Source organism: Psychrobacter nivimaris, assembly GCF_043419765.1.
GTDB lineage: Bacteria > Pseudomonadota > Gammaproteobacteria > Pseudomonadales > Moraxellaceae > Psychrobacter.
This window is the reverse complement of record NZ_JBHOFX010000001.1, coordinates 421,661-436,252: the sequence shown is the minus strand read 5'-3', so window position 1 is coordinate 436,252 and position 14,592 is coordinate 421,661. Positions and strand designations below refer to the sequence as shown.

The following is a 14,592-nucleotide window of genomic DNA, read 5'->3' as shown; positions in this document are numbered from 1 at the left end:
GGCTTATTCAGTTCTACCAAACTGGTACTAATTTTTAAAAGCTTATATTTCCAGTGGCCAAGGTGCTTTTATATTTAGTTATAGGCAGCTTGCTTGCTACATACTTCTCAATCAGTGATGAAGTCTGCTGTGAGTTCTTCATAAAAGGCCATACCTGAATCAGACAGTACAAAGTGCTGAGTGATAGGGTTTTCAAACATGATTTGGCGCTCAATTAGAGTCGATTTAATGCTTTTGAAGAGATCTTCATTCATACCAGCTCGTTGTAGTATTTCTACAGTATCTGGTAGTAATCCAATCTTATCAATATCAGAAAGCATTAATCCACCTGAAGCGGAACTGAGTTTATCAATCTTATAATTATGTGAGGTGACGTACTTACCTATAATTAATAGCAAACAATATGCTTTCATTGCAATTTCAGTTTTGCCTATATCATAGGCATTGCCTTTAACTATATAAATGAACTCTGTGTTGGCAACCAAACTAAAGCCGCACATATCATACTGGTTCTTATATAACTCTAAGTTTTTGATGATTTCTTCAAACATAGGGTTTGATTCAAAATCACCATGTGAACCCAGACGTCTTTTGTTTATGATACGGCCATTCATCAAATGGTCATATATCTCAATACTACTGTGTAAATCAATCATTCACTTGTTCCTTAAGCTTGAGATCAGTCATATGCGGATTAGTTTGATTGTTGATCCGAGTCAGTACTCGATATTCCCAATAATAATTCCCGTCCTCTACGCGTCGACGTTCACTCAGTTGTCTAATTTTTGTTTTTGGAATAAGTGACAAGTAAAACTCAAGTCCGTACAGTACATCGACAAGCGTATACTCATTGATCGACGTTTTAAGATAATTGTCTAAGTATTGATGGATATCTTCGATGAACTGCTCTTTTTGTAGAGACGCGATATGTTTTAAAATATCATTCTTACGACTCTGTAGCGTTTTATCAGGCATTTTTGGAGCATGAGAAATATCAACTTTTTGTTTAATTGGTCGTTGCTGAATCTCTTCAAAGTAGTGCTTAAACTGTTGAATGCTTTTTTCAGGGTGACGGTCAAATTTAGCAGAAAAACTTAACTTGTGAGAGGAGAGTCCATCAAAACAGCCCATATCACTGATATCTTCAAGGTCCGCTGTGAGATATAGGTTCTTTTGTCCTCCATGACGATAAAGCTTCTCAAAGGTTTGCATCAATGCATTATATCTTTGTTCAATAGCCATGAAATAGCGGCGCTGTTCAGCCAAACTATACAAGTAAGTCAAAAGTCTATTAGAAAGTGATTCAATATCTTTATAGTATGAAGTAATCGCTGTTAATTTATAACGTATAGCGATAGCAATTGATTCATGACCACTTTGCCGATAGTAATCCATCAAAGCATCAATAGATTCTACAAAGTTTTTACGATTAACAAGTTGTATATCGGGATTGATAAACTCTAGACATGGCTTTATGTGACGGTGATGTAGCTGTTGAGCAGTCTCATATAATTCATTAATCGAATGCGTTTGCTGACCAGCTTCAAATTGACCATATTGGTTAGCAACTTCATCTACCTTATAATGCAAAACCCGAATATTTTCTTTAACGGTAGTTAAAATCTCACTGATTAAATCCCAAAATAGATTAAGTTGATCGCGGTAATCTTGAGAGCCAGTTTCACAATGCATGATGTTAATGGTAGATTGCTCGGTTTGTTGCCTTAATGATTCAAACTTAGCATGACTTAGCTCTTTATTTCGAGATACATCCAAAAATACTAGTAAATCGTATACTACCTTTGACATGACGAGCATGCCACTCACTTTATCGTGATGAGTAAAAATGCCGCCAGCAAGCAGATTATCTAGACTCAAAATGTTCTTTAGGGATTCTTTATCCTGCGATAAAACTTTCTTATTATAAAACTGAACGTAAGTGGTAAAAGGAAACTCCATGGCTCCGTCATGTGAGTTAATATAATCAATAAATTGAAAAAAATCGTACTTAAACTCTAGTACTTTTTCAATTAGTACATCACGGTTAATCATACTAAAGCCTCTATTTGGAGTGCTTGGTCGTCATCTATATTACCCCAAACCTCAACTGATTCAGGCAAAATGTTAAGTACACAGCTTGCTACCGTAGGCGGGTGCTGGAACACGTTGTAATCCACACGTATCCAACGCTTAACAGATTGACATACTGAGGCTCGTTGAGTCGGCGTAGCGCAAAATGCTGAAAAACCGTGTTTATCAATACAATCAATAATTGTGCTGGTGTTGTCATCATCTAAATCACCGATTTCATCAATGACGATAGGCATCTTAAAAGAAGCCCCTTGCATAAAAATTCGTCCGAGTAAAATAGCAATGATTGAAGCAGTAATAGTACTGGTAGTACCACCAGACTGTGATTTATCAGTCAAAACACCATTGACATCAATATATTCAAAATTAATTTTACTAATGATGTCGCGCATTTTAATTAGCTTGGTTCGTTTGTTCGCATGTTTTTCCATAAACGCCATTAGAGTGCGATAGAATTCATCACTCATAAGCTCGGTTTGGGTAATATCATGATTTTTCTGTAGCTTGCGAACGTGTTCAAAGTCTGCATGGCAGTGTAGCTTAATGCGAACCTGCTTAAGATTAGATATTTGATGTGTATTTAGCTCAGTATTAATTGCGGCCACATAGTCGGTCAGCATTTGGCTGGCGTCACTGATCTCGCGCAGTTGACTGCTGATGATTTGGTTATGTCTACTAATATTATTGGCTTGTGTTTGAATCTGATAATTAAGCGAGCTAAAACTATTGTTATAAGTAGCAATAATATCGCTTAATTGGGTCAATGTTTGTATATTAGTAAACTGATCAACATTGTCATTAGGTACCTTTTGTATAAAATTCTCAATTTTATTTTTAAGTTCACTATAATCACGGGTATGAGCGTTATTTTGCTGAGTTAAGTCATTAATAGTGCGCATATCTAAGCGGAGTGACTCATCGTGCCTTTGGGTATAGGCTGCTATAATCTCTGAAATCTCATTTTCGCTATAGTGGGTTGCACCTATGCTTGTAGTTACTTGATTTAAGCTATTAGTATAATGCTCAAAATTATCCTGCTGATTTTCGAGTTCTTGTCGCTGACTAAGAATACTGTTCAATTCATGAGCTGCTTGATCTTTTTCTTTCCCAAGTATTTCCAGTTGTTCAGATAGCTCTGACTTTAAATCTACTTTTTCTTCGAGCTGTTGCTTATCATTTTCAATATCTTTTAGGCTAATCTTATAGCGCTCTAAAGCATCAATCTGCTCGTTAAGGGTAACTATTTCTTTTTTAAGTTCTTCTAAGCTTTGCTGACGTGAAGCACCACTAGCATCATTAGTTGCATTGAGGAGCGTTGTTCTATTACTTTCATCGTCTTTAATCTGCTGTTCAAGCTTAGCAATAGAATGTACTAAAGACTGCCTTTGCTCTTCTACCTGAAACCTACGAGTTGTCGTATTTGGCATCTGGACTTGGTCAAAAAGGAGCTGCTGACCGGTTGTGCCAAACCAATTCGTAAATGATTTTATAGAGTCAATCTGATCGGATGTCAATTTTAATGCGAGCGCACCAAAGTCGTTATTTAGACTAAATAACACATCAGCTGTTTCAGCTGATAGCTGCGTCAACATAAGATTATCTATGTTCTCTAAAGTATCCTTCTTATGCTTAAGATTTTCTGTATTTTGATTGATACTCTTGGTCAATTCTTCTAATTTTTTAGTACTATGAATAGTATCAAGAAGTGCTGTTTGTTGACTTTTAAGTATCTCTCTACGTTCACTGAGTATTGAGGCCAACTCAATAGCATTAGTATCAGTATGCTGAGATAGAACTTGCTCAGCTAGATATATATTCTCTTGATATTTTTGTATGGTTTTATTCAACTCATTAGTAGCACCTTCTAGCTTGCTAGTTTCTTTTTTAACTTTTTCGAATCTGGAATCTAAATCTGCATGTGACTTTTGAACTTCGGTGAGTTTTTTAGATAAGTTACCAAAGCTATTAGCATAGCTTGCTTTGCTATTCGACAAAATTCCTGACAAGATAGTATGCTGCTCAGTCAATATTTTACGCTTTGCTTTTAAGTCTTCAAATTTAGATTTTAAGTGTTCATAATTCTCTTTGTTATTTTTTAGGCACTGTAGTTCTTCATTCTTTTGTAATAGCTTTTGGTAGTCTTCTTCAAGGCTCGCTAAGTCAGCATTCATGCGCTCTTGTGGTCGTCCACGCTTCATCTCAATCAATGTGGCAATAGCATCTGCTAAAGCTTCAGTACCACCTGTACCTGCATCAAATGCCATTTGATAGATACTGCGAAATGCGTGTACCGCTTTATTGGTGTTTTCAGATAGCGGCACAATACTGTAACGACTATGAGCACCTGTAAAGTTGCTATACATCAGTTCTGTCAGTTGCCTATCATCGCTTATATGTAAACCACCATGTTTCTTTTGAAATGCCAAAATAGTGGTCACACTTAAATCATTAGCAAAATTTTTGCTCTGATCATCCCAAAATAAATGTCTGATTTCGTCATAAGATAACGGTAAAAAAATACGGTAGTAGCGAAAACCTTTATCACGATATAGCACCATACAGGCTACACCAGCATCATTCTGGGTCTCCATTATCAAAAAAGACTGAGGTGAAGGAAAGTAGAACTCATAAGAGTCTTCTTTTGAATAAACGCCAGTTTTACCTTTAAATTGAAATTTCTTATGACAATTACTAAAGTCGGTCTCGGGATAAAGCATTAACTTGGTTGCGGCGAGGCTTGCTGTTTTGCCAGCATTATTAGCGCCAAATAAGGCCAGATGACTGTCTAGGCGAATCTCTGAATAAGCATGATTTGCAGAGTTAACGAATACGATGCGCTTCAGGGTATAGTTTAAGGTTTCACTTGCTAACATATCAGTCATATAAGTAACTCTCTTGTTCTAAGGTTTTATGAGTCTTGGTAATTACATCGCTTACTGCATCCAACTCAACATGATGCGAGCAAATATGACGAATGTCAGATACGGTTTTAGGCTTAGTAAAGCTAGCCACCTGACTCAATCGGTATTCAAGGTCATCTGGTATGACAAACTCAACCAGGCTATCGGGCAGTAATTTAATAAGATTACTAGTAATAGTCACGCCACCTAAGTCGATATCACCGCATACATAAAGTTTCTGATAATCTGATAGAAACTCTCGATGTAGGGAGTTGCTGATATCATTGCCTGCTCCGAAAATCACATCATAGCTTGAGCTGCTGAATTGGCAACGTGTCTGTAAGAATTCTTTAGTTTGAGTCCAATTTAAAAAAAGTTGTCTGTTCTCAACAATAACCGCTTCTTTTCCTTTCCTTGGTTTCGTATCTCCAATAGTTCGAGGATCTAAAGCCAGCTCATCAGAAAAAGATGGTGGATAGCTAGGCTTTCCCTTAGCATCTATAATTATAACGATAGGATGAGACATATTAGAAAACTGTAGTAAGTCTGAAAGGTGAGCATCATGTATCAATAGCAAATAAGATCCCATTACCTTGTGACTATGACTTAAGTTTTGACGAGCACTGCTTATACGGTCATCACCAATCTGATTGACGTAGTACTTTAGTACTTGATCTAGTTCTGTTGGCAAACTAATAACACGATAGGTATTTCCTGAAGACTTAGTGGCTCTGATATCACTTAGCTCAAAGCAAACCCCTAAGTTCAATGAATCTATTAGTTTCTTAAATCGTAATAAATTTATCGGTTTGCCATTCTCAATACTTGAAAGCATATTTTTAAGGCTATTCGCGCTCATTGCTTCTCCGACACTTCAATCTACATTAGTAGAAACCTTTATTTCTAGCCCTAAATGGCTGGCATGTTCAGTGCTTAATAATCTGAGTAATAATTTATCATATGACACGCTTGCTCTTACTAGATATCGACTGGTAAATAGAACATCTTACGCATTTGCTCTAGCAGAGATACTTTAAGCTATTATTGAATATTTTTCATGCTTGATTTATTTAGATGCGACAGTTCTTGCCGTATGTGATTGTTTTATGCCTATCAATTTTTGTAGGGTATTGGTATATTCCATAAATATTAATATTTGATTTGTATGACCACTGCTTTCAAATCACCTTTTCATGTTAATGCGGACAAACACACTACAGTATTTTGAAGTAGTGCTAAACTATAAAATTTTTAAAGTTACGATTAGGATCTAAAATGTACCCAACCTCCTCTAGTATCGATGTTTTAATAATGTGCGCATTAAAAGATGAGTATGACCAACTCATTGAAGTAAGTAATGGCATATCTAAAAACTGGCAAGAATTTAATGTTAGTAATAGGAACGCCTCTAAAGCTGAGTTTATGACCGATTCAGGTATTACTATTACTGTTGTTGCAACATGGGTTGCGTCAATGGGAAGAGAAAGTATACAAGCTGTTGTTGGACAATTAATCGGTGAGTTACACCCCAAATGTCTTGCTATGAGCGGTATATGTGCTGGCAGAAGAGAAAAAACCCAACTTGGAGATGTTATTTTTGCAGATCGCCTATGGTCTTATGATGTTGGTAAGCGGGTTGTCGAGAACGGTATTGAAGTATTTCAAGGCGATACGTTGCAATACAAACCAAGTGAAACAATAGTTCAAAATATGCAACGTACAAGTACGTTGTATAAGAATCAGGATATGGCATGGATGGAGTTAAAACCTCAGTATTCTTTAGAAGCGCAAGAAAACTGGGTATTAAAGCAGTTAGTTGATGGTAAAAACCCAACTGAACAAGATGACTTTTATAAAAAGTGTCCAGATTGGAGTAATGTTGTTTTAAGACTCAGAAAAAGAGGTTATGTTGAAAAACCTGTTAAGTTGACTGAAGTAGGTGAAGATTATATTCAAGAGTTATTATTATTTAATCCAAAGGGACTACCAGCAGAACCAGGTTTTTCTGTCCATGTTGCTCCTATCGCAACAGGAGCAACTGTTACTGAAGATGAACAAATATTTGATAATTTATCAAGCTATATGAGGAAAGTGCTAGGACTAGACATGGAGGGAAGTGGTTTAGCTGCATCAGCTGATAGCTACGATATACCATTTATATTTGCAAAAGGAGTGTCAGATTTTGCAGATCCTTATAAAGACGACCGTTACCGTACTTTTGCAGCACGTGCTTCAGCTGAGTTGCTTATTCTCCTATTAAGGAATAGTGAGTCTTTACTTACTAGTAAAGAAGATAAGTTACCAGAAATTAAGAGCGGTAATATGGAGAGTGATGACGTAGTATGTCTGCTTGCAGAGTTGTATCCAGACTTTGACGAAACCCAAGTCTTATGGGAAAGAGCAGGAGGTAAGCTGAGTGATCTAGAAAATAGATCACGTCCCTATAATCGCTGGCATGTCATATGGAAGAAAGTAAATCAAGGCTCACAAGTGACACCACAAGCACTTTTACAAATCATTCAAAAAGACAATCCTCAACACATAGCTATAAAATCTTTATTAAACGCTTACCAATCATAAAATTTGGAGTACAGTAAATGTCAAAAGTATTGGATGAAATCAATAGTATAGGTTTGATTAAAAAGCTGGATGGTATAGATAAGCGTTTCGAAGATATGGTTGAGGCAACCACATTACTAGTAGAAAGATTAAAAAAAGAGGAGTCATTGCTTATCGCATTTGTATTAACCAGTATAAATCAAACACCTAATAGTGATGATACAGCAATAGAAATTGCAGATGAATGTTTTACAGAAGTATGGAAGTCGGCAAGATCAATCTACATAGATACACCGTTTCTACTCTATCGCTCGATGCTTTTAGATTCTTGTCAACAAGTAGCGTCAGATAATCAAAGGTATGCTTATATACTGTGGAATACAATTTCAGACATACTACCCTTCAAAATTTTCGCAGAAGAAAAAGAAGTTTTTGAAAATGTATTTTTGCAATGGGCTAAAGAAAGCGAGGAGTACTCAAGTTCAAAGCTTTTAGATAATGAAAAAGATAATAAGATACCATTTCCAAAAAAGCTTCCTGCATTTAAACCTAGTAGTGAGCTAGAAACCATTAATGACTTTCAAATCATGTATACCAAACTATCTGAAGATTTTACAACGAGGGAAAGTCTTTATCAAAGCCAGTATCAGAGATTTGAGGAATATAGAGAAGCTATAAATGAGAATATTAGGTCTAACGAGAATCTTAAGTTAGACACGCTTTGGTGGAGTAAGTCTTTATATTCTGCTTCCTTAAATAAAAGCTATAAAGAGTTTGAAGGTAAAATGGCCTTAATTGTTATGGTAGGTGATTTACTATCTCTTATGGAAAATGCACCACCAGCAAGCGTGTCCTATTTACTATTTGAAACAGTTGCAAACTTACCTGATATAGATATTGAAAAAGAGTTTACTTTAGAAGAAATATGGAACTTTTATTCTCAAAATAGAGATAATTTTCCAAATCAGAGTATTGAACAGCTTACTCTAGGATATCAAGATAACTGGTCATTGAAAGACTTTATCTACTTTGCTTTTGATGATAATTTGTCGGATACTGATACAGCTATTTCCAAGCTCATTATCTCCAAAGATACGAAAATGACACTTCCTAAACTAGCTCAAGCTATTTTTCGAGAAGAATCTGCTGAACGTCAGGTAAGGACATAAATATGAGCGATAGTGAGATATTCGTAAGTGGTGTTTGTTCTAGAGAGGGAAAAGATTGCTATGTCAGCGATGGAGGAACTTGTGCTGAAGGTAAGGATCATCCTAGTGAATGTGACTGCTTTAAGGTTGAATCGGAAGAAACTACGGAAAGCTCTGAATTAAAACAATATGGCATTTGGTGGTCAGGTAATAACTTAGGAATACAAGACTTAAGTAAAATTCAAGCACGGGGTGAAAGTCGTCTTATTGGTGTGTTCGGTTCACATGACACTGGAAAAACTACATTTCTACTGATTGCTTATCTAAACTATATACGTAGAGGACTTGAATTAACTTATAAGTTTGCTGGTTCTAAAAGCTTGGTAGCATGGGAGAATCTGTCATCTTATTCAAGACTTGATACAACTAAGTCCACTTTCCCGCCTCATACTTCTCGACAGTCCGACAGAGTTCCAGGATTACTACATTTGGCATTAAGAGATAGTGAAAGCAATTTAATAGATTTGTTGCTTACTGATGCGCCTGGCGAATGGTTCACTACTTGGTCATTAAATTCAGAGGATCCTAATGCGGGTGGTGCGCAATGGATGGCTACAAACTCAGACATGTTTATCATAACAGCTGATTGTAATAAGCTGGCAGGAGAAAATAGAGGAAAGGCACGAAAAGAGTTACTTATGTTATTTGAAAGACTCGTTCCATTTACCAAAAACAAACCTACAGTTTTAATTTGGACTAAGTCTGATGAGTTAGCACAAAATCCGATCTCAGATAAAATGAAAGAAAGAATTAATGATAAGCTCTTATTTAATATTCCGCATGCCAAACAATATAGAGTGACCATAGAAAATTCAGATTCAGTTACTAATGTTCTACATGAGTTATTGATAGATTATGAGTCATTCAGAAAACCGATAATAATTTCTGAACCTATTGTGACCAATTCATCTTTTATGTGCTATCGAGGAAGTCATGTCTAGAAAAAACATATTAGTTATTGGTAGAGCTAACAGTGGTAAAACACACTTTGCGGGACAACTGTACGGTCGTCTCAAAGAGCCTCAAAGCTCACTAAAAATCAATGAAACCCCAGGAAATTTAGAAATGCTTGGAGAGGTTTTTGAAGCATTGAGTGAAGGTAAGGCTTCCGATCATACTGTGGCTGGTACGTGGGATAGCCTAAAACTATCATTGATAGATAAAAATGGTAAAGAGTTCGAGATAAACTGGCCTGAATACGCAGGTGAGCAATGGGATGCTATTTTCTCTACACGTTCGTTAGATGAAAAATGGAAAAATCAATTAGACGATAGTGATAAATGGCTTGTTATAATTAGAGTGGAAAATGAACCTACATTCCCAGATTTTCTTGAAAAATTGGCCAATAATGAAAAACCAGAAAAAAAGCATGAGTCACCTAATTCCACAAATTGGGACGCAAATGCTTACTGGGTAGAAAAATTGCAAATTCTATTACAATTATCAAAAACGCAAATAGCTAATAAAGTTCAAAGTCCTAAGGTGGCCGTTTTGCTTTCTTGTTACGATGAAGTAAATACTGAAAATGGTACTCCATATATGATTTTGGAGCAACGACTACCAATGCTAGCTTCGTATTTGGTCGCTAACTGGAACAAGGATAAATTAAGCATATGGGGGCTTTCCTCATTAGGAAAGGAATTAACAGAAGCGTCAAAAGATGACGATTTCATTGATGAAGGTCCAGAGACCCAAGGCTGGGTTATATCGCCAGATGAAACTATTGAGCAGAAAAATACTGACCTAACTTTACCGATTAAATGGTTGCTTAATGACTGACCTTAATTTAAATTTTCCTGTTTATGCCACCTACGGTGCAAAAGACAATAAGCATCAACTTATCCATACTACTAATTCCGAAGTACAGCTTCCAAATCAACTGCTATCTGTCACGGATAAACCAGCGGGTTATTTGCCAGCGAATGTAGTTTGGTATCCAGTTCTCGGATGCGAAGTCTTTAACGATTATTGGTGCTTATGGTGTACTTATCCCGATTCTGAAGCTTCTAGAGGGGGAATGGTTATAAGTAAGGTTGCCTTGTTACCTGTTAATCAAGCGATAAAATTAAACGATTTGACAGATATTTTAATGTCAATCATGGGTTCTGAAAAACTACCAGAAATTACTAATGAGCAGCTAAAAAACGTATTTGACTCATTAGTAATAGCAACTCACCCTGTTTTAATCTTAGAAAATTTAGCTTCTTTTGCCACTATCATTAAGGAGCTTTGGAGAGGTTTGTGGCCAGAAGCTAGGAAAAGGCTAATATGTAACGTCAAATGGAGTCCTTCTCAAACCTTAGCCGGCGACAGTGAATTCAATATTGTCGCATCTATAGCATCTAATAAGCTTCGATGGATTGAACCTTATACTGCTATTAGTACCGGCAACAACAATGAGGTTAGCGATACTAGAGCGGTAAGGTTTCTTTTAAACCAAGAGGATACTATTCTTGAGAGTCTCTTAGAGAACACCTTATTAGCCATAGAAAAACCTCCATTACAAAGGCTGAGAAAGTTATCAAGAACTATGGAGTTGATAGACACGTTTAACATAGAACCTTCAGTATCTCTTGCAATCAACCTTATTAGAAATAGCTTATCATATGAGGATACCGAGGGTAACTTAGATATATATGTAAACAAAGCACTCATATACCTTGCAGAGAATCTAGCAAGCTTAAGCTTTACGGAAGTAGAAAAAATACAAAATATAGTATTTAAAAGGAATCATAACTATAACTTACTATGTCTTTCGTTAGAAAGTTACATCGAAAATAAATTTACTTTATTGAAAGATGAAGATAAGAATAGGTTGATAGTCGATGCTATCAATAAAGCGGACAAATGGTGGTATACAGCCTTAAAAAAAGGTGTTGGTAGAGGGATTGATACATTGTCACCTAACTGGCTTCAACAGGCTAAATGGCTAATTGTAGAAGAAGATTTATCTACTATAGCGAATGATGTTATATCAAACTCAGAAAGTATTGAAAAGGGCATTTTAGGATTAGTTTTTGAAAGTGAGCCTAATGATAATGATATCGAAAAGCTAAAGAAATTTGCTAGGTCAAAAAACTGGGCAAAACTATATGCTTGGTGCTTATTCAAACTAGAGCAACCTATAGTAGCTCTGGATAAAATATTAGATTTTGAGCATCCTGAAGTAGTTGGTTTTGATTACTTAACTAAGTTATATAGTGAGAATGAATTACTAAATGCTTTTAGATCAATCAATGATAAGAGGTTGATTTCAAATATTGAGGATACAAATACATTCGTAGAAAAATTATTACCTTGTTTAGAACTAGATAAAGAGTTTGATAGATATTTGCTTTCACAGGGTTATCACAATAGGTTATCAATACCATTCAAAATTATTACTAACGGTGGAATAGACAGTATTTTATGTAGTGCTACTAATGGTCATGAAACATACGGATTGATTGGACTGCTAGCAGAGACAAAATTCGAAGAAAATCTTGCTGAGCGAGCACTATTACAGTTAAACGAAAGTTTTTCTTGGGATAAATTGAGTAAGTCCGATACACAGGTACTAGTTAATACGATAAGTAAGTATGTCGTTGAGAACGGTATCAGTAATTTGACTGATAAATTAGTTCAAGAAAACATAAAAGAGACTTTCTTAAAATCAGAAATAGCGCCCAAGGTAATGGATTTATTAATAAGATGGAATGTTCATGTTCATGAGTCTGAAGTAATTAATATCTTAGATCAATATACTAATAACAACTGGAGACAGTATGGTAAAAATTTAGGAGAGTTTATAAAAACACATAAATGGATATCACTAACTAAAGCTTTGTATAAATTATATGGAAATAATAAAATTGTTAATAATGCTCTGAAATATTGCTACAGTCTGTTACCAAAAAAACAAAAGTGGGCTTATTTATTTAAGTCTAAGATAAACCTTGATGAATTGCCAGACGATTATCTTATCAGTAGATTAGTTGACGAAGCCAGTTCTTTATATGGTTCAGAAGAATTAGAAGTGCTGTGGGAGAAAGCAGGTGGCAAACTCAAAGATTTAAACTCCAATGGAAACCTTGGCAAACAATGGACTAAAGCGATTAAAAAAGCAAGAAAAGGTAACATAGAAGGAGGTGTGCTTACTTTGATTGATATCATGCTAGAAAAATATCCATATAATACTGAATTCAATGAATTAAAAGCCTCGTTTGAAGCAAAAGTTATGTGAGTTTCTTCATCAAACTGCAGTTTCTATCATTGGAGTGATAGAGGTACCTGTGTTTCTCAACCTTGGTCACAAAATAAAGACTATCTTACCGTCATCGACTTTATTGGTAACTATAAAAATAATTTCATGGTACCTATCGCTTTATACGGTGATGAATCCTATAACAAGGATACACTGCGTCGCTTATTAGCTAGAGAAAGTTGCTTCATTCCAGGTTCGTCCACGGTAAGTTTTGACAGAGTTGCAAAAGAGCGTATCTATCAAGCGATTGATACTGCGAATCTACAAACCAAAAAAGATCTATTGAAAGACTATAACTTACTTAAATATAAGTTAGGTTACGCACCTATGATGATGGACTTTATTCGTCATGGTTCCCGGGATCCTTTCTCATATGTGGAGTATGCCAAATCTTTTTATCATTTTGCCAAACAGCAAGAAAAAGATACCTTACCGGCTTTAAATGATAACGAACTAAAACTAATTAGCACCTTCTCAAAAGACATTAATAACAGCAAGCGTATTGAAGAAAGTTTGGTGTTACGTGCTCTTCTTGCAGACGAAGTGATTACGGTTGATGCTTTGACATTGATTATAAAAGAGCGATACGGTTATAAGATGAACTCTGATGTCGTATCGTCATTGATTAACAACCTCAACTTAGGTTTTGTGACTGAAAAACATGAAAAGGAGTTAAAGCCTATAGGTGAAATTTATGGCTTCAATGTGGTTCAATTAAGAGAGGGTACGTTCTGTTGGCATCCTGACTTCTTAGTTTATTTAGCCAACGACACTTTTGAGAAGTTTTTAATAGATAATACAGATTATGCTATTCATCAATACAGTGAGCAGTTCAAACTGTTTAATTTTTTTGATGGTTTTCAGTTATATCGCAAGTATTCACGTAAAGATGTTTTTAGGATTTTAAACAAGTCAGTTAATCCTCTCGCTCAGAACGTTGGTGGGTATATGGTTAGCCAAGATAAAACCAATTGCCCTATCTTTGTGAACTATCATAAATCTGAGGACATCGCTGACACTATAAAATATGAAGATGACTTCATTAATGAGTCTGTATTTAGTTGGATGTTTAAATCGAGACGAACGTTAAACAGTCCAGAAGTACAGTTATTCAAAGCTCATCATAGTGGATTTCGTATTCCTTTATTTATTAAGAAACACAACGACGAAGGAAATGACTTTTATTATATGGGCGACATGTCACCAAGAGCTGAAAGCTTTGAACAAACCACTATCTCTGGCGTTTCTGTGGTGAAAGTCGAGTTTGATATGCATACAGAGGTTCGAAGTGATATCTATAAGTATTTAATTGATGAGTAGAAAAATTAAGTGCATAGCGCTTGAAGTTTTGGGTTCACTAATCAGATTTACAGAATTTTATCATGACTAAAAAAGTTAGCACCTATTATGTATAATTCAAAGCCGAAGCTGCCAAAAAAATAGTGAAAGATGACGCTAGTATCATAGCTATAAGAACATCATATTTATATTCTTTGACACAGAGTTGTGCATTGCTCTCTAATTGCAGGATATTCCTATCATTAAACAGTATCATACAAGATGCATTTTTATGAATACTACCGATAATAAA

General features: G+C 35.6%; 10 protein-coding genes. 6 read left to right on the top strand and 4 right to left on the bottom strand.

The window, feature by feature from the left end; all coding sequences use genetic code 11:
- Positions 1 to 107: 107 nt before the first annotated feature.
- The 4 genes from ACHEVO_RS01615 to ACHEVO_RS01600 form a co-directional block, all read right to left on the bottom strand.
- Positions 108 to 656, bottom strand: a complete 549-nt coding sequence (locus ACHEVO_RS01615) for a condensin complex protein MksE (protein WP_394123658.1) — start codon at positions 654 to 656, stop codon at positions 108 to 110.
- A complete protein-coding gene (locus ACHEVO_RS01610; RefSeq protein ID WP_394123657.1) occupies positions 649 to 2,052 on the bottom strand; it encodes a hypothetical protein in 1,404 nt (467 codons plus the stop codon). Before ACHEVO_RS01610 ends, ACHEVO_RS01615 begins: the two co-directional genes overlap by 8 nt.
- The gene (locus ACHEVO_RS01605; RefSeq protein WP_394123656.1) at positions 2,049 to 4,355 is read right to left on the bottom strand and encodes a hypothetical protein; all 2,307 of its coding nucleotides are present in this window, start codon (positions 4,353 to 4,355) and stop codon (positions 2,049 to 2,051) included. The genes ACHEVO_RS01610 and ACHEVO_RS01605 overlap by 4 nt, the downstream gene beginning before the upstream one ends.
- Positions 4,356 to 4,965: 610 nt before the next feature.
- Positions 4,966 to 5,850, bottom strand: coding sequence for a hypothetical protein (locus ACHEVO_RS01600; protein ID WP_394123655.1), 885 nt, complete (start codon positions 5,848 to 5,850; stop codon positions 4,966 to 4,968).
- 416 nt (positions 5,851 to 6,266) lie between these two features.
- Here ACHEVO_RS01600 and ACHEVO_RS01595 point away from each other — a divergent pair, with 416 nt between their 5' ends.
- From ACHEVO_RS01595 to ACHEVO_RS01570, 6 genes are all read left to right on the top strand, one after another.
- Complete coding sequence (locus ACHEVO_RS01595) at positions 6,267 to 7,571, top strand: 5'-methylthioadenosine/S-adenosylhomocysteine nucleosidase family protein (RefSeq protein ID WP_394123654.1); 1,305 nt, start codon at positions 6,267 to 6,269, stop codon at positions 7,569 to 7,571.
- 17 nt (positions 7,572 to 7,588) lie between these two features.
- Entirely contained in the window at positions 7,589 to 8,719 is a 1,131-nt protein-coding gene (locus ACHEVO_RS01590; RefSeq protein ID WP_394123653.1) for a GTPase-associated system all-helical protein GASH, read from the top strand.
- 2 nt (positions 8,720 to 8,721) lie between these two features.
- Complete coding sequence (locus ACHEVO_RS01585; protein ID WP_201591437.1) at positions 8,722 to 9,699, top strand: TRAFAC clade GTPase domain-containing protein; 978 nt, start codon at positions 8,722 to 8,724, stop codon at positions 9,697 to 9,699.
- Entirely contained in the window at positions 9,692 to 10,537 is an 846-nt protein-coding gene (locus ACHEVO_RS01580) for a TRAFAC clade GTPase domain-containing protein (RefSeq protein WP_394123652.1), read from the top strand. Before ACHEVO_RS01585 ends, ACHEVO_RS01580 begins: the two co-directional genes overlap by 8 nt.
- The gene (locus ACHEVO_RS01575; RefSeq protein ID WP_394123651.1) at positions 10,530 to 12,980 is read left to right on the top strand and encodes a GAP1-N1 domain-containing protein; all 2,451 of its coding nucleotides are present in this window, start codon (positions 10,530 to 10,532) and stop codon (positions 12,978 to 12,980) included. The genes ACHEVO_RS01580 and ACHEVO_RS01575 overlap by 8 nt, the downstream gene beginning before the upstream one ends.
- A 126-nt stretch (positions 12,981 to 13,106) precedes the next feature.
- Positions 13,107 to 14,321 (top strand): DUF3427 domain-containing protein, encoded by a 1,215-nt coding sequence (locus ACHEVO_RS01570; protein WP_394123650.1) that lies wholly within the window; start codon positions 13,107 to 13,109, stop codon positions 14,319 to 14,321.
- Positions 14,322 to 14,592 lie beyond the last annotated feature (271 nt).